Source organism: Candidatus Eisenbacteria bacterium, from assembly GCA_026388185.1.
GTDB lineage: Bacteria > Eisenbacteria > RBG-16-71-46 > JAFGJU01 > JAFGJU01 > JAPLKG01.
This window is the reverse complement of record JAPLKG010000008.1, coordinates 350,156-366,814: the sequence shown is the minus strand read 5'-3', so window position 1 is coordinate 366,814 and position 16,659 is coordinate 350,156. Positions and strand designations below refer to the sequence as shown.

General features: G+C 53.4%; 11 protein-coding genes. 5 read left to right on the top strand and 6 right to left on the bottom strand.

All coding sequences use genetic code 11. The features are described from left to right. Positions 1–3: 3 nt before the first annotated feature. Entirely contained in the window at positions 4–1,440 is a 1,437-nt protein-coding gene (locus NTX17_04335) for a pitrilysin family protein (GenBank protein MCX5800594.1), read from the bottom strand. A 212-nt stretch (positions 1,441–1,652) separates the two neighbouring features. On the opposite strand from NTX17_04335, the gene NTX17_04330 reads away from it, so the two are divergent. From NTX17_04330 to NTX17_04320, 3 genes are all read left to right on the top strand, one after another. Further along, on the top strand, positions 1,653–1,982 hold the full coding sequence (locus NTX17_04330; protein ID MCX5800593.1) for a hypothetical protein: 330 nt from the start codon (positions 1,653–1,655) through the stop codon (positions 1,980–1,982). Positions 1,983–2,026: 44 nt separating this feature from the next. Then, entirely contained in the window at positions 2,027–3,358 is a 1,332-nt protein-coding gene (locus NTX17_04325) for an AMP-binding protein (protein MCX5800592.1), read from the top strand. Positions 3,359–3,602: 244 nt separating this feature from the next. Then, positions 3,603–5,474, top strand: a complete 1,872-nt coding sequence (locus tag NTX17_04320) for a hypothetical protein (protein MCX5800591.1) — start codon at positions 3,603–3,605, stop codon at positions 5,472–5,474. 739 nt (positions 5,475–6,213) lie between these two features. Here the strand turns inward: NTX17_04320 and NTX17_04315 are convergent. The 3 genes from NTX17_04315 to NTX17_04305 form a co-directional block, all read right to left on the bottom strand. Next, positions 6,214–8,211: an AAA family ATPase gene (locus tag NTX17_04315; GenBank protein ID MCX5800590.1), complete on the bottom strand. Its 1,998-nt coding sequence runs from the start codon at positions 8,209–8,211 to the stop codon at positions 6,214–6,216. Continuing rightward, on the bottom strand, positions 8,177–8,791 hold the full coding sequence (locus NTX17_04310) for a hypothetical protein (protein ID MCX5800589.1): 615 nt from the start codon (positions 8,789–8,791) through the stop codon (positions 8,177–8,179). The genes NTX17_04315 and NTX17_04310 overlap by 35 nt, the downstream gene beginning before the upstream one ends. Positions 8,792–9,000: 209 nt before the next feature. Next, positions 9,001–9,819, bottom strand: coding sequence for an NACHT domain-containing protein (locus NTX17_04305; GenBank protein ID MCX5800588.1), 819 nt, complete (start codon positions 9,817–9,819; stop codon positions 9,001–9,003). A 649-nt stretch (positions 9,820–10,468) separates the two neighbouring features. Here NTX17_04305 and NTX17_04300 point away from each other — a divergent pair. Next, a complete protein-coding gene (locus tag NTX17_04300) occupies positions 10,469–11,416 on the top strand; it encodes a hypothetical protein (protein MCX5800587.1) in 948 nt (315 codons plus the stop codon). Between the two features lie 1,650 nt (positions 11,417–13,066). Then, positions 13,067–13,684, top strand: coding sequence for a toll/interleukin-1 receptor domain-containing protein (locus tag NTX17_04295; protein ID MCX5800586.1), 618 nt, complete (start codon positions 13,067–13,069; stop codon positions 13,682–13,684). 33 nt (positions 13,685–13,717) lie between these two features. Here NTX17_04295 and NTX17_04290 read toward each other — a convergent pair whose 3' ends face one another. Then, positions 13,718–14,272 (bottom strand): HAD family hydrolase, encoded by a 555-nt coding sequence (locus NTX17_04290; GenBank protein ID MCX5800585.1) that lies wholly within the window; start codon positions 14,270–14,272, stop codon positions 13,718–13,720. A 50-nt stretch (positions 14,273–14,322) separates the two neighbouring features. Continuing rightward, positions 14,323–16,485: a DUF4062 domain-containing protein gene (locus NTX17_04285; protein ID MCX5800584.1), complete on the bottom strand. Its 2,163-nt coding sequence runs from the start codon at positions 16,483–16,485 to the stop codon at positions 14,323–14,325. Positions 16,486–16,659 lie beyond the last annotated feature (174 nt).

The window sequence follows — 16,659 nt, the reverse complement described above, 5'->3', positions numbered from 1 at the left end:
GTCTCACGCCGCCGGCACGAGCGTGACCACCGTGCGGTTCTTCTCGCCGAAGTACTTCTCAGCGACACGCTGAACGTCCTTGGCATTGATGGCCTCGTAAATGTCGGTGGCCGCTCCCAACTCCCTCCAGTCTCCGAACACGACCTCGAAGACGCCAATTGCGTCGGCCTTGCCGTTGTTTGTCTTGAGCCATCTGAAGAGACCGGCCTTCAACAAGTTCTTCGCTTTCTTCAATTCCCTTTCGCTCACGGGTTCCTTGCAGAGCCTCAGCAATTCCTCGTACAGAACCGCCTCCGCCTCCTCCGGCCTGCGTTCGGGTTTCATTTCCACGTGGAAATAGAAAAGCCCCGGATCTATCGACCAGTTATACGAGGCGCTCACGGAGAGAGCCATCTGTTCCTCATCCACAAGTCTCCTGTAAAGCCTGGAACTCTCCCCCTTGGTCAGGATCGCCTGGAGAACATCGAGCGTAAACGCGTCCTGACTCTCAACGGACGAAACGTGATACCCGACCATCACGGCAGGCAGTTGGGCCTCCTTCTCCACTCTTATGCGCCTCTCCCCGATCTGTTCTTCCTCGGAATCCACCGGCTCTTGGACGGGAGGCCCCGGCGGAATATTGGCATAGTATCTTCTTATCAGGGAGAGCGTCTCCTTCGGATCAAAGTCGCCCACGACGACTATTGTCGCATTGTTCGGCGCATAGTAAGACTTGAAGTACTCGACTGCATCCTGCCTGGTGATTCTCATCAAGTCTCCCATCCAGCCTACTACGGGCCATTGATAGGGACTTGCCTTGAATGCGGCGGCGTACAGTTCTTCCTCCATCTCGCCGGCCACGTCGTTGTCCGTGCTCACCCGCCGTTCTTCCCTGACAACGCCGAGCTCGGCGTCAACAGAAGAGGGTGCGAACGCAAGATTCTCCATTCTGTCCGAGTCGAGATCAACGGCGAGCTCTATCTTATCGCTCGGAACGTCCTCGAAGTAGAAGGTCACGTCGTTCGTCGTGTACGCGTTGGACGTACCGCCGTTTGACTCGAGAATCTCGTCGAATTCCTTGGGACCGTAGCGCTTTGCGCCGTTGAACATCATGTGTTCCACGAAGTGCGAGATACCCGTGATGCCGGGCCTCTCGTTTCGCGAACCAACCCTGTAGCAGGTGTAGTAGCTGACCGCAGGCACGGTCGGCTCTCTCAAGAGCAGAATCTGAAGCCCGTTCTCCAGACTATCCCGCTGGACGGCAAGGTCGACGCTCTTTGCCACGCAGTAAAACGGTGAGATCGCGAAGACGATGACTGCAAGAGCGGCGATCACCATCAACCGAGCGAGGTCGGAATGTAGAAGCTTCCTCGACCGAACGGCAAGAACACTCCTTCCGGAAAGGGCACTCTTTGAGACGGAAAAACACTCCAGGCTGGAAAGGCTCCCCGGTTTGAACATCTCTTGATTCCTCCTTGCCCAAGACGTGACCGTGGCATTATATATTGCACGGCACGTTACGTCAACGGGTCACAGGTATCGGCCCAATTGCGCCCCCGCCGTGCTTGGACGGTTGTGCCTTGCTCAGGCGGCGGTCACATCTCTTCTTGAAGTGCCGGTAGGTTTTCAATATAATGGCGTGCTGTAACGTCGATTCTGGCAGGGAGTGAGGCATGGACGACGAAAGATGGGAAGAACTCGTCAATCGAATCGAGCTCAAGCTGAAGGTCTCCGAAAAGAAGAGCGTCACTGGCTCGGACGGCAAGACCAAGATCGAGACCGTCATCTTTTCCGGACCGGAAGGCAAGATGAAGCTTGAGAGAACGTCAAAACCTCTCGTGCTCGACAAAAAGACGCATTACTCAAAGAGAATCGGGAGCGCCCATTCCACTGAGTACGTCTATTCGCCCACCGAGAAGGTCCAGAGAGTGCAGCTTTTCAAATGGTCCGAGACAGAACAGGATTGGGAAGAGATCCGTCTTGACCGGCTGATTCCTCGCTGAGCGGGGAAGAAGTTCGTCGCCAATTGAACGGGGCACGTCGGAACATGAACAGATTCTATAACCTATTGCCTCAGTTTGGAAAGGAACTCTCCGTTTCCGCAGTGGCGGCGACCAAGCACTACAAGAAGTACGGCAGATATTTCAGGACGCAGTTTGACTACCTGCTGTCGTCCACAAAGGAGCAACAGGAAAACCGCGCAAAGGAGGAACTGGAGCAGTTCCTCAAGTCGTTGAAGGGCAAGATACCTCTATATCATATCCCGGAAGACCTCTCGCTCAACGGGCTGCCGATCATTGCAAGAGCTCAGGTTCTGGAGAATTATGATGCCTTGCTTCTCGAGTCCCCCTACAAGGTCGTGAGGACGAGCGGAACCACGGGCCGGTCGCTGGCGGTGCCCTACAACCAGAGGGTGTACCAGCATGAATATGCCTTTTGGTGGGCATACAGAGGCATGAGAAACGTTAAGCAGGGAGACAGAATTGCGACCTTCGCAGGTCACAAAGTCGTTTACATTGACCGCAAGAAGCCGCCCTTCTGGGTGCTCAATCGTTACGAGAATCAGTTGATTTTCTCTTCCTACCATCTTTCCAGAGAAAACCTGAAATACTACGTGGAGAAGCTGTCACAATTCAAGCCCGCCCTGATTCACGGATATCCTTCCAGCATCTACCTCGTGGCGAAACACATCAGAGAAAACCGGTGTGTGCTCGGATTTGCTCCGAAGATGATCATGAGTGCCTCCGAGACGCTGTTGGACTTTCAAAGAACTGCCATCGAAGAGGCGTTTTCCTGCAAGGTGCACGTCTGGTACGGGAATACCGAGTGTTGCGGCCACATCACAGAGTGTGACCTCGGCAGACTGCATACCCAGCCGCTCCACAGTGCAGTCAGGGTGGTTGACAAGGAAGGTCGTGACGTCGCACCGGGCGAGGAAGGTAGCCTTGTGGCGACAAACTTCACCAACACGTGTTTTCCGTTGATAAACTACGACACAAGAGATCGCGTCGTTCTCAGCAAGAATCAGACGTGTGACTGCGGACGGCCCGGGATCATGCTGGACGCCATCATAGGTCGCCCGTTCGACCAATATGTCCTCACCCGAGACGGGCGTTGGGTGGGACGGTTGGATCATCTGTTCAAGAACGCGGACCACGTCTCCAACGCGCAACTGGAGCAATCCAAGATCGGCGAGTTGGTTGTCCGCATTGAAAGACAGGCGGGCTACACGCGGAGCATCGAGAATACCATCAGAACAGAGGCGGGCAAGCGCCTCGGAAAAGACACGGTCATCCTGTTTGATTACGTCGACGAAATACCGAAAGACAAGAACGGGAAATTCAGTTTCGTCATTCAGAAGCTGCCAGTTTCTCTCTGAACGCAGGCCATAGACGGTGGCGGGTCATTACTGCGCCTTGCCCCTCCGTCAGAGGACGACGCTGCATATTTCACTGCATAGTTCAATGAGCAGCATCATCCGAGCATGATCAAAAGCACACGGTAACAGTAGTGGAGTATCCAACAGTTTGGATCTGCGACTAAGCGGCATAGTCTTCGCTCTCTATTTTGGCGCTCTGGTGAGTCCGGGGCTGGTCGTCGCCATTCACATGCTTCGACGTGGCGTGATCAGCACTAGCACCAATGCCCTGTTGTTCGGGTACGTGCTCGGGTATGCGACTGCCATCCTCACTCAGACGATGATGTTGCATCTGCACTTGTCTCCGTGGATTGCGCCGGCTCTATTCCCTCTCAGCTGGCTGACACTTCTCATCAAGCCAACCGTGTGTTCGAGATCCCTTGCTGCCAGGGCTGTGTGGGCGGAAAACCGGTTCGCGTGGCTGTGCGGACTGGCGGCTGTTACTATCACCATTCTGGTGCTGTCCCGGGTAGGAAGGCCGGATGGAAACGACCGCGTTTTCACAACCCTCTATGTTAATGACTATTTCAATCATCTGGCTGTCAGCGCAGAGTTAGCCAAGAACGTGCCTCCAACCAACATCTACTATCAGGGAGGCACCGCGCACTACTACTGGTTCTTCCACGTCATTCCAGGATCGTTCCATCACCTGACAGGACTGAATGACAATCTTGGCAATTCTCTCGGCTGGCTGGTTAGTTTCAATATCCTGGCCGTTTTTGGATTGCTGTGGCGCCTGTTCCTTGCTACCGGAGTCTCCAGAAGAGCGGCCAAGGCGGGGCTGATCATGATCTTGTTGGCCTACAGCTATATCGATTTGTTTATCATCGGCCGGGCGTTGGGAAATGCGATTGGGATAGTCAATCTGGTACCGCAATTGAAATCTATCTGGCCCGGAATCGAGCAATTCTCCGGACTGTCGCACAGCTACATGCGAGATTTCTTCGTCGAGCCGCACGCAGTGTCCTCGATGGTCTTTGCCATCGCGGCGATCTTGATTCAAACGGAGGCCATCGGCAAGTTCTCACCTTTCTGGAAAGGCGTTTTTCTTGGGATGCTGATGCTCTGCTCGTTCGGGTGTGAGTCATTCATGGGCACGATTCTCGCCTTGTGGATCACAGTCGACACGACCCTGAGCCTGCTCCGCTCTCAGGATAAGAGATCGTATCTGGCCTTGACTGGCGGTGTCGTGATTGTGGCATGTGTGGGCGCGCTGTACGTGTTCGGCATGGACATGATCGGCAACCAGGGCGGCATGTGGTCGTTTCGCCCAATGAAGGGTGTAATTGCAACGCTCCCCTTCTACCTCACGCTGGATTACGGTCCGCTGTTTTTGTTGGGTGTCGCGGGATGGTGGCGTATATGGCGCAAGAAGATCGATTTTCCGGCCAAACGGATCTGGCTGATGGCCCTGATAGCGCTGGGGTTTGGACTGTTCATCCGGCACACCGTCGAAAGCGATATCCTGCTTCGCAAATCGGGTAAGCCGCTACAATTGGTTTTGCTGATTGGAGCAGTGGTCCTGCTGGACCATGCGCTCAACGGGCGCGGGTGGGCGAAGAAAGTCGCCGTTACGTTGATGATTCTCGCGATACCGACAGTCGTTCTAGACATTCAGGCGTTTGGTGGTTTCTTCGGCAGTAGAGGACTTGAAAACCGCATCGACGGAACCGAGATCAGCGCGTTACGGTGGATACAGAAACACACCGACATGAACGCCGTCGTTCAAGGCGCTCCGGGGTATCACGGCGACTACGAATACGACATCAACCCGATTCCGGCGCTCGCCGAACGCCCGGTGGCCGTGGGAACCTACATGCTGGCCGCCTTATGGGGAGTAGGCCCCGGCCCGGCCATGGAACGTATAAGAGAAGTTGAGGGGATGTTCGACGCCGACTCGGTTCAACAGGTAGAATCGGTGATGAACAAACTCGATATCGATTACCTGTATCTCGGTCCGCATGAGAAGAAAGGATTCGACCTCAAGTCCGAGTTGTTTGTCGATAATGATTCCCTCTTTGAAGTGGTTTATGACGAAGGCTCGGTGACGATCTTACGATATAAGCCGAGGAACTGAAGCGGCTTCAGGCGAGGAAAGAGTCGCAAAGCGGTTGGTGCGGGGAGCCCCATCCTACCTATATTGCGACAGAATCAGCTTCAGGTGAGACTGTTGGAGATTTTGAACGGATCACCAGCGCTCGCGGCACGCGGTGAGAGAAAACACAAGAGCCGGAGAGTAATATATCGGTGTCGCCCGAATCGCTCCTGAGGCTTCTCTCTGCGTCTGGTCCTGCGGCGCAACTCCCCACTCCTTGCACAGCTTTCAAAGCTGTGCAAGGACGAACTTCACGAGCTCCTTCCTCTCCCCACCCATGTCCCGGAAGGTAGTGCTGACAAGAACGCGGATGGTACACCAGCTTGCGCCATCAGTACTTCCCCCTGTTATCCACGACGAAAGGATTAAGTTTCAGCGGCTTGTGGCAAAGAGAACACTCGGAGAGCAGCCGCGGCTCGTCCCAGGCTTCAGTGGAAAGCTCAAGGCAAGGAGACTAGTCAGGAGATAGTTTAGCATTCTGGGCAATATCAGTTATCACATTGAGGATTTCGACCGAGACCGGGAAACGCTGACCGCACCACCGGCATGATACTGCGATGTCATCGTCCCAGCAGCCATGAGTCTTTTTCTTCTCCAATAGTGAGGTTTCTCTCTCCTTAATGCCCCGCACCATCCCTGACCAATCCACATACTGCCAGAGCCGAAGCGGGGTTACTATCGGGAACGCCGCAGCGAGATGAAAGCCTGTAAGCAAAATGACCTAGCCTGTTGCCGTACCAAACACAAGACTTCCCTTTGCTTCGATTCCTGATATTGACCTTATCACGCTCCTCGCCTGATAAATGGAGATATCTTGTCCACTTCCCAAGTCCCATACCCGCAGCGTCCTGTCCCAAGCGCCGGAAACTGCTCTCCTCCCGTCTGGAGTAATGCTCACGCTATTCACATCACCTGAGTGACCCTCAAGTGTTCTTACGAGTGCAGGGTGCGGGTTATGCCTGAAGCGCTGTGACCGGTGATGCAGCAGCAGGCAGTGGCTAACTTCTGCATTCAATGCGCTCTCAGCAGCCCTTCCCACAGGACCAGAGTCGGCTGAATTGCAAGCCTGCTGGATACGGAAGCCGCTGTGCGAAGCGAACTTCACCAAGCCATGGCATTCGGAGTTCGCAAATTGCAGAAAGGCTTGAATCCGGTCGAGACGGGTCGGGTTATGGACAATCCTTTCAGTATCTTTTCTTATCATCTCATCGGTCCACAGCTCAACGGACGGGATGATATCAAGAGAAGAAATCTCTCGCCGGGCAAAGGCAATTAGGTCTCCGGTATATCTATTGACCCGTGCCTCGTGTTCGAGCTCTTTCCGCTTCTGCCCCTGAGCCTCGGGCAGGGCGTCCAGGGCGGCGCCGTAGTCACCGATCAAGTCGTACGTCATTCCCGCCGCGCATTTAGCCTCGATGAAGTGGAGGTCACATAGGGTCTTCTCTATTTCGTTCCACAACTTGCCATGCGTCTGCTGGTAGGGCAACTCGGACATTTTGCGTAGATTGACATTCTCTTGAGCCTCCTTCTCGATCCACAAAGGTTGGTGTCCAAAATAACCTGCCAGCGCTTCATGCCGGTGAACCCTAACCTGGCCCGCTAGGAACTCTTCCGCCACGACCTTGCTAAACTGGAGATGATAGAAAGTCATCAAACATGCCCCGTCAGCACTGCGTTCCGTGAGATACGGTTCCAGGTCGAAGTAAAGGCGCGACCAGACAGCCACGGGTAGATGTTTGACTCCCGGTGACCGTGGCGAGCGGCGCAGGAAATCGGCGATAACCTCTTCATCCTGCGACAGGATGTCCAGGAGCTCATCTTCGGTCAGGCCGTTCTTGGCTGCGGCCAGGTATCCCAGGCTGCGCGACACCATCACCCCGCCATGGTTGACATCCGAGGACAGCCGTTGGAATAGGTCGCGGATGACGCCTGATATGTCAGGACTGAGCTCTATTTTTTCGGTATGAGACTTCCAGCGGCTGGCTTCCTCAAAAGCTAGCTTTAGATACAAAGGTAGACCACATTGCCGAGACTTAGCCAGGACCTCGGCCCGCTGCGGAGACTGAAGGGTCCTGTCAGCTTCTTGGAGCCAGAGGTTCAGGAGTTTCTCACTTTCCTCAGGCTCCATTGGCCACAACTCCACAAAGTTTGCAGCAGGCAGCTTTTTCTGGAGCACGGAGAGACACTCGCCAGCCAGGCAGGAAACGATGAGGCGCACATTCTGGGGTAATTCCGTAGGCAACCAGTACAGGCTTCGGGCATGGTCACTGTCAGAAAGTTGATCCAAAGCATCCAGAAAAAGAATTAGTTTCTCTGAGGATGGTATCTTTGCAAGGAAATTTCGGAAGGTCACAGACAGCTTCTGAAACTCCGTGGGGATCGAATACTCCTCCTCGATACGCTGTCGTCTCCTCTGTTCCTCCTTGCCAGTCTCTTTTATACCAATGAGGAGGTTTCGTTTTTGCCCGTCGAAGTCGAACACTTCATATATGTGATGACAGAGGTTTTCCAGCAGGGCACGCCCGTCAGATGAGCCCGGAGTAGCACCTACAAAGCGAACAAAAAGCCGGGCATTGGGAAGCGCCTCCCGCGCCCTTTGCGCTGCATGCGCCATTAGGGCTGTCTTACCAGAACCAGACACACCGAAGATGACTAATGGATGAGTATCTTTGCTTCTCAGGTGATTACTTATCCGTTCTAGGATGCTGGCGCGACCCACTATCCAGATGTCCAGCCTGGTCAAGGTCGATAGAATCCCTTGCGCTTGAGCCCTCGGGTAAATCCTCGATCTCTCTGAAAAAGCAGTAGACATGCTCCTGCGCATCTGACACACGTAATGCCCCGTTTATTATCTCTTGGTGAGTGGCTGAGTACTCGTGCTTTATGCGGCGGGAGTCAGCCTCGGGCCAGTGAAGCTGGTCCAGAGCCCGAAGAAGAATTGACCTTAACACCCTTTCTGTCTCTTCCCATTCCATGGCCTCCTGGTTTAAGGCCTCCCGTCTCTCTTCATCAGTAGCATTCTCTAGAACCCTGATCTCACGCGGTCTGAGGCAGTATTCGGTCGGAACGGCGTTTTCATCCTTCCGATACCAGCCTCTCGGGCCATTTGATTGTTTATCATCCCAGAGGAGAAGTTCCCTATCCTGGAGCGAAACCTTCTTCAGAATTGCCTCAAACTCTCCGGCTTCAATCTGCGGCGGTAGCGGCTGCCAGCCATAGCGGTCGCCCAGGAGGACCATGAAGTTGCGCCGAGGGGTAACCGATTGTGAGCGCTCCAGCTCCTTGAGGCAGATGTTCATCGTCTGCTGGTCCAGCGCAGATCAATCGCCTGAAAGCGGCAGCCATGCTGAAGGCACAACTCACGCAGCTTGGGGAATACGAGCTCATGAAGCGCATTCCGCTCGGCGATTAGATCGCTGAACGTCGAGCTGACAAAGACCCGGAAGGTCAAGTCACGAGGCACCATCTGCGAGATTCCTTCTCTGTTCGACAATCCGACCACACCGGCCTAGGAGAACCGCTTTCTCAGTTCAAGTATCCTTTCCACTTCCTCTTTTGTGAGCGGTGGTATTTGCAGGCGTGGCAGGTTCAAGTCTCCCAGGAGCTCATCTGGACAGTTGCGACAGGAGAGTATTACAGCATTTCCCGGATATTGAAGATGAAATTCTCTGACTGCCTGTACACGTTCGGGCGGTTGAATCGCCTCGTCAATGCCATCGAAGATGCAAAGCAACTTCCCCTTTTGCACCACGCGCTGGAAAGTCCTCACCGAAACGGGATAGAAACTCTGCATGGCCTCAAATAGCGCATCTTTAGCGTCGCCCTCGCTCCAGCGAAGAACAGAGACGAGTACTGGAATCCTTGCCTTCCTCGGCTCTCTCATCACATCTGCTGCCTGGCCCCGGACCAAACGATGAAGGAGGGTGGTCTTTCCAGTGCCAGCCTGGCCGATCAGGACAAATCCCTCCGGAATTTTGGCAGCCAGAGTGGCTTCAATCTGGGGACGCAGCAGATGGTGTGGCTTCCACACAGCGTCCATCTGGGCGGATAGAACTCGCACGTAACCGACTGTCTGACGCACATCCCTGGACAAGAGCGTCGCAAGATAGAGCTTAGTCGTCTGGGGGGCGCGCTGGATAACGCGGAGCTCGCTTGATCGGAACCGGCGCTCCACGACGACCAGGATAATGATCGCGCCTACAATTTCACTCGCAAGGTTTAGAAAGAAACTCGGCCAGTCTTGTGTACCAGAAGTAAGGGCAGCGAAGAGCAACACGACCGCAAGCGACAGGAGAAGTACATAGAGAAGGATGGATGGTGATGGCACCGGTATGTGCAAAGGCGGTTCCGGATCCCGCTGCCTGCCTAATGTATCAGTGAGGGAATCTGATTGGGCAGTCATAATGGGGCCTTAACTCCTCGTCTACCTGCAGAGATTCCACGACCGACAACTATGCTACAAAGAAGCAGCGATTGCTATCACTATCATCAATATCGCGCCCCTAATCGCGTTGCTCCTCCTGATGTCACCGTCTGCCTAAAAGTGTTCGGAGCCCGGCGGAAGGCGACCTGGAACGCGCGCCAGAGAGCGCGCCGATAAAGGGTGTTGATTGGCGGGGCAATTCAGGGGTGCTGTTGCGACGGATCACCCCACGGCCTGCTTCGTGCGGTTCCGTATGGCATCGTCCGTTCGCTGCTGTACACCGACGCGCGGTGCGATTCTTCTCTTGTGTCACATAGCTAGACAGATGGCATTGATTTAGGGGAACGTATCCTGTATAGTCTCATCGTGAGCTATGGGGTCTCGTATCCCGTCCTACTGGGAACTGAAGACTTCCTGACAAGTTCTGGATGGCTTTGATGACGGCGAAGCGTCCACGTTCCGTGATTACATTGCTGTTAGCGAGCAGGCTACGGCATAGATGCCCTTACGCGCGACACCAATCTTTCCCAACGCAGAAGGAGGTGAACGTGATATGAGCAGCGTCATCTATCCAAGAGATTTCTTTGAGCGACAGGTTCGGATGGACCCAAAACTCTGCTTCGTCCTTTCGCCATTCAAGGCAAAATACGAGGGTATAAGAAAGGCAGTTGATGCCATAGTAAGACAATGTGGATTCAAGGCGGTCCACGCGAAGGACATCCAGCAGCCTGGCATCATACATGCCGACATATGGGACCACATTCAGCGAGCCGCGGTCATAATAGCTGACGTTACGGAATATAACCCCAATGTCTTCTTCGAACTCGGCGTAGCGGCTGCAGTAAAAGACAAGTCCCGATTGATTATGGTTAGGGAGTCCACTTGCGATGAGACATTTCCGTTTGACATTAGTGTTTTCCGATACATTTCCTACGAGAATAGTATCCCGGGTTCTCTTGACTTCGCAGAGAACTTGAAGGCTTTTCTGAGCAACATTCAAGCTGAAGATGATTTTCTACAGAAGATTTGTGAGAGGATGCACGACTGGAAGAAGATGGAGTATGAATACGACGTCTTGTTACGCGTCACTGATTTGAAGCTACTCAAGAAGCGCACTAGCGAGGAGGTCCCCGACGGGACAATCTGCGCCTATGCGTTCGCATCTTCAATGTATCACAAATGCGACTGCAAGTTCTGGACCGACTTGAACAAGGATAACGCACTGGTCATAGCACCTGTGACTCACTTGATATGCGGTCGGTACGTTAGACCGGCATTCAGAGCGGCATACGCGCTGCAATTCATGGCAGAGAGAATAATCAAAGACTGTACTGACAGCATCAGTCGCAAGATTGCAGACAAGGAAATCTCCTCGCGTTTGACTAATGCTATTGTGCAGCTAGAGATTCCGAAGTTTGTTAAGGAAGAAGCCGGCAAGTATGTCCCGATAGATGAAAGCATGATGCTCTTGACCGACTTCACGCGATGGGAACTGCTGTGAACCACGTCCTAAGATGCTACGTCACTGATTGCCTATCTGAAATAGTCCTGGGTTAACCCCCAGGCGAACCAAGGTGATTTCATGAGGAAATGGGTTCTTATCAGCTATCGCCAAGTCCATGGACAAGTCGCTCAGCGGATGTCTTCAGCCTTAGAAGACCGAGGCATCCCAAGCCAGCTTGTTCTTCGCCAAGGTTCACTTGGCGCCAGCCGTGATGCAACCAGACGAGAAGATAGCGCAGATTGTTGCTTGCTTGTTGCTCTTACGACGGAAACTTCGGATGGTGATCTTGCAGCTCTGAGAATGGAACGCCCTGACGACCGTCGCCTTCCCTTGGTTCCAGTCTCTGTGAACGATCCGTCAGGGTCTTTTTCTTCAACCGAACTGCAGAGCATTGTGGAATTTGTTGCCCTTCATGTCGAGGGCGTGTTATCAGGCCTTGAGCTGATGGATGGTGCTGCGCTGGCTCGACAAGGGCTGTTTCGACCAAGCTACGAAGAGTTCAAGCGGATTGCAGAGACTACGAGGGCCGTTTTGGAACGGTTCAAGCATGAGCCCCTGCTCGAAGATATCAGGCAGACACTCGCAGAACTAGAACCCGTGGGCCTGGCTGCCTGGGAACAATTCGACTTTTCGCGTTGGAGAGACGTCAATAGGAAACTAACTCTCGTGAGTCAGATTGTTAGGCTATTGACTGATCGCTACTTTCGTGGCGATCGCCGGGCCGGGTGTTTCTTTGGACTGCCTATGATGAGCGCTGCTCCATCCGAAACATCCACTCCCCAATTAGTATGGGCGGAGATTTCCTCCAGGCTTCACTCCGCCGCTCAATGCTCTGAAAAGGAAGCTGAGGTCGCTCTTCGAGAAGCATGCGGGCTAAGCCAATCGTTGAAAGCTTCTCCCCGATACCATCTGTTGCTTGGGTTATCTCATTGCTTCCTCGCTTTCCGAGCCATCGAACGTGAAGAGTTTGACGAAGCGGACAAGCAACTGCACCAAGCATCTCAATGCAAACCTGGTTGCGACGAAATCGAGCAAGGTATGACGCACGTCCGTAACGAGAAAGCTCTCCGAGAGGCTTTCTCTAGATTCAGGTGCAAGGATTTTGAGGGGGCTGTGGCTGAAGTCGATATGGTGGCACGGGACTTCGTCCAATCTAGCGGAGTGAGCCGTCTCAGGGCAGTTTGTCTCAATCAGATAGCATACGACGCGGTGCGCAGGGGGGACATGCGAGGGGCTGCCCGTTTGCTGCAAGACGCACGGAGCTTGGAGCCCAAGGACAAGGCCATTGAGAGAAATCTCAAAGCTGTGCAGCATATCCTCTCAGGCCAGGGGGACACCAGACAAGAAGGCAGGCAGCCTTCCGTTTGGCCTAGACGCGAACCAGCAGGATATCTGAGAACCTTGTTTCGTCGAGGCTCACCGGGAGCTCCTAAGGAGACCCTTGACCAAGTACATTTTTCAGTGACATCGCCGCCCGTCGTTGCGAGAGGAGCTAAGTTTGTCATCGACATATGGGCTCACCTTGAGAAACAGCGTGAACTGCTTCTCAAGCGAGCGCAGGCGCAAGCGGAGGGAAAGCCGGTCCGTTTTCGCACAAAGGGTCCCGCTCTGATCTCAAGAGGTACTGTGCTAACGGTGGTGCTGAACTTGGAAGGGTTCATCATTCCTAACCCGGAGGATACCATCCTGTGGGTTGGGAGCATGGGTAATGCGACGTTCCTTGCGAGTGCCCCCGAAGGCGTATCGCTTGGCGAAAAGCAAGGGACTGCTTCAATTCGTGTCGCTGGGTTAGAAATCGCACGGTTGTCGTTTGTCGTAGAAGTGGGCAGCCCTGGCAGCACGAAGACGGAGGAGGTTCTTGCTTCGAGTGAGAAAAGGCATCGCAAAGCATTCGTCTGCTACGCCAGCCAGGATAAGAAGGCAGTTGGCGCACGCCTCCAAGGGATGCAGAAAACATCAACCGAGCTCAAGGTTTGGGTGGACTCGGTGGAACTTCGATCTGGCCAGTACTGGGCGAAAGAGCTAGTGAATGTCATTCCGGCCCAGGATATCTTCTACCTTTTCTGGTCGAGCCATGCCAAGGCATCCAAGTGGGTGGAGATGGAGTGGAGATGTGCCCTATCAACCCGAGGGCTGGATTTCATCGACCCTGTGCCATTGGTCTCCCCAAACCTTGTTCCGCCACCTCCTGAGCTTGCCAGTAAGCATTTCGACGATTGGGTACTTCTATTCATGCGCGACGGGGGTCAGGATACCCGAGAATGAGGATCGTGAAAGCACGGTTAGGTTGATGCAAGGCTAGGTGGAACCTGGCCCTCTCATCAGTCCCCTCCAGCTTCGCTTCTCGGCAACGCGTACATTCTCAAGATGTGATAGCCTGTCAAGGTAGGGCAGCAAGTACTCAAGCTCCGCATCATCGGCAGAACCTGTAAAGGGCCTGATCGATATCACGTTACTATAGCTCCGCTGCAGAACACCAGGGCTGTCGTCTACAATCAATACCCTTTCGAGGCGATAGCCGCTACGACGCACCTTCTTCAAGTCCTTGAGATACTCTAGCTCGCGAGTCTCGGCATTATACCTGGGTGTACATCTCTCTCTCGTCCATAGAAACTCAAGGTCGTAGCCGGGCGGAAATAGGTGACTGATGACACACCCAGCGTAAGAGGACGTAGCAGACGTCCAAACGGCTACCCTAAACTGTCCTCGACAGGCTTCAAGAAATGCCTCTAGGCCAGGACGCTTATACATGTGGTATTCGCCGAAGGTGAAATCTGCTGGCCTCGAAAGCGGCTTCTCGCACGTGCAGATCAGGGTATTATCCAAATCAAGTATCAGAAGTAGTGGGTCCATTCTTCACACCCCGAATGCTTTATGTCTTTGGCAAGAGGGGGATACGAGTGTCAGTCCTTGCTTTGGTACACAGCCCATCTTGCTGCTGCAACCTTGTCGCGGGTCGCGCTTAAAATACGAAAGAGTTGATATTGCGGCTCTGCAGCGGCACTCGGGACCTCGGAGGTCTCCCTGCTCGAGCTCACCTCAGCCTTTGGAGTCTTCGCGAACCAGGGCATAAGAGCGGAGCCGAGCAGATCCGGAGGAAGCAACTGTGAATCTGTTACGGGTTTGTCGGCGCGCTCAGGCTCCAGGACACTAACTCTGATTATGTCTCCCTGCTTCGCGCCTTTGTTTCCAACGCTGGGGCTGAACATGTTCCACCTGACAACGGTCGTTTCAAAAAGGCGCACGTTATCTTCAAACACAGATATTCGCCGGCGATGTTCGGCTTTCTCGTTCTCGATTTCTTGCTGCCTGTCACGTCTCTCTGCCTCCACTTTGCTTTTATGGCGTGCCAGCAGCGAGTTTCTTTCTTCCTCTGCAAGCCGCTTCTTGCCCTTCCGTTGAAGAATCCTGCGAATGTCATTCGCAATGCCCAAGAGAGAGAGCACGACGAATAGCATTGCCTTCCCGAACCCAATGCCAACAAATAGACCTACAATCGAAAGCACAATGGTCGTTAGAACGATATAGTACGGTTTGGCTTCCTTTGGGTCGACTTCTGGGAGAGGATGCTCCTGCGTCCACTGATCTTCGAGTGCAAGAAGATCCGCTCGCCTCATGGTGTCACGCTTTGCATCTTGCTCCCGCATAGTTCGTATCTCTACGAGCTCACCCTGAAGCCAACGGAGGCAGTTCTTTCCCGACGATCTCCCTTGATGTACCAAATCCATAATTGTCATGGAGCCCAGTCTGGCCATGACACTGCCGACCTCAGATTTTCTAACCTCAGCATCTGGATCCAAGGACAAGCTTGAGAGTATCTGTAGCTCTGCGTCTAGAATAGCTCTCAATTTCGCCTGCAGTTTCCCGCGAAGATCTTGCTTGAACTCCCGAAACTGGGGGGAGACGCGTTGGAATAAGGGTTCCCGATTTAACTTCAGTATACTCACAGGATGTCGATTGAAAGCCTCTCCAGCGGATTTGAAGGCCGCGTCTAGATCGTCTTGCAGAGCATAGACGCAGGCAAGCTGGATATAAGGGGCCGCAAACCATGGAGCAATCTGATTGGCCGCTTCCGCGTATCTCAGTGCTGACTCCAGATTTCGGATTTTGGCTTCAGCTTGAGATGCTACTATGTAAGCTGCAGCAGCGCGAACATCACGCGGGGGCTCTTCATGCGTAGCTAGGTTTGCGGAGCGCAGTGCAAGCTGCACAGCTTCCTTGCACTCCTTTCGTCTTCCGGTTGAAACTAGAAGACGAGAAAGCCAGTAATTGACTTCCATGTCTAGTGGGCGTTGTTGGAGTGCCCGACGGAGGTGTTCTACGGCAAGTTTTCGTTCTCCGAGCTTGAGTGCCCGAAGGGCTTCTGCTCTTTGTTCCAAGGCCGCTGCTCTTGCCGGCATTGTGGCAAGATCAATCTTGCTCCTCAGTTTTTCTTCTCCTAGATTGGAAGGATCGACGCCAGATCGCCGTTCCAGGTACGCTAACTCTTCGACGGTCAGAGATGCCAGGTCCAAAGCTCCGAACTCCTTGTCGGTATCATCGGCTGCATCCACCTCCATCTGATCAGTTCCGGTTAGTAGATCGTACTGCGCTTTCTGAACATCCTGGAATATCAACTGAGCAACAGCAGGCCAATCCACAGACGCGGTCTGATAAAATGCAACTGTGTGGTTGTCAAGAATCTCTCTCTGCCAGGTGGACAGTCTGGGATCGCTCGCGCCTCTTCGCATTCCGTCAGGTTCAGAGCCAAAAAAATACGGCAGAATGACACTTCCGCAATCGCTCTCGAGAGCAGCACGATACTCAAGGTGACAATAGCTAAGATGTTCTCCGGAAGGGATTCCGCCATATTGTTCACCGACAAGAAGAACCATGACTTCTGATCGTTTGACTGCATCAATGCTGTTTACGAGGGGGGGTCGGCCAATGGCACGATTTTCATTTAGATCTATTGCTTGCATAGAAAAGATACGATTGGAGTTGATCAGATCCCTCAGCTCTCTTCTCAAATCAGGAAACTCGTCGAAATTCGAGCTGATGAACACTTCCTTCTTAGTAATTGCCATGAATTACTCCCCAGAAAGGACGAGAACAGACTCATGAAATCGATGTGCTGATGGATGCCGACTCACTTCACCAACTACGTTCACACTGCGCATCCTGCAATATATCACTAGAATACCGCTAACACAATGGAAGACATCCATCATGTGCCTACAGCAACACAACTACAACTGCCG

Excerpts from the sequence above, each read along its gene's own strand:
- NTX17_04330 (MCX5800593.1), top strand. The coding sequence starts at position 1,653 with ATGGACGACGAAAGATGGGAAGAACTCGTCAATCGAATCGAGCTCAAG.
- NTX17_04335 (MCX5800594.1), bottom strand. The coding sequence starts at position 1,440 with ATGTTCAAACCGGGGAGCCTTTCCAGCCTGGAGTGTTTTTCCGTCTCA.
- NTX17_04325 (MCX5800592.1), top strand. The coding sequence starts at position 2,027 with ATGAACAGATTCTATAACCTATTGCCTCAGTTTGGAAAGGAACTCTCC.
- NTX17_04310 (MCX5800589.1), bottom strand. The coding sequence starts at position 8,791 with ATGAACATCTGCCTCAAGGAGCTGGAGCGCTCACAATCGGTTACCCCT.
- NTX17_04290 (MCX5800585.1), bottom strand. The coding sequence starts at position 14,272 with ATGGACCCACTACTTCTGATACTTGATTTGGATAATACCCTGATCTGC.
- NTX17_04285 (MCX5800584.1), bottom strand. The coding sequence starts at position 16,485 with ATGGCAATTACTAAGAAGGAAGTGTTCATCAGCTCGAATTTCGACGAG.
- NTX17_04300 (MCX5800587.1), top strand. The coding sequence starts at position 10,469 with ATGAGCAGCGTCATCTATCCAAGAGATTTCTTTGAGCGACAGGTTCGG.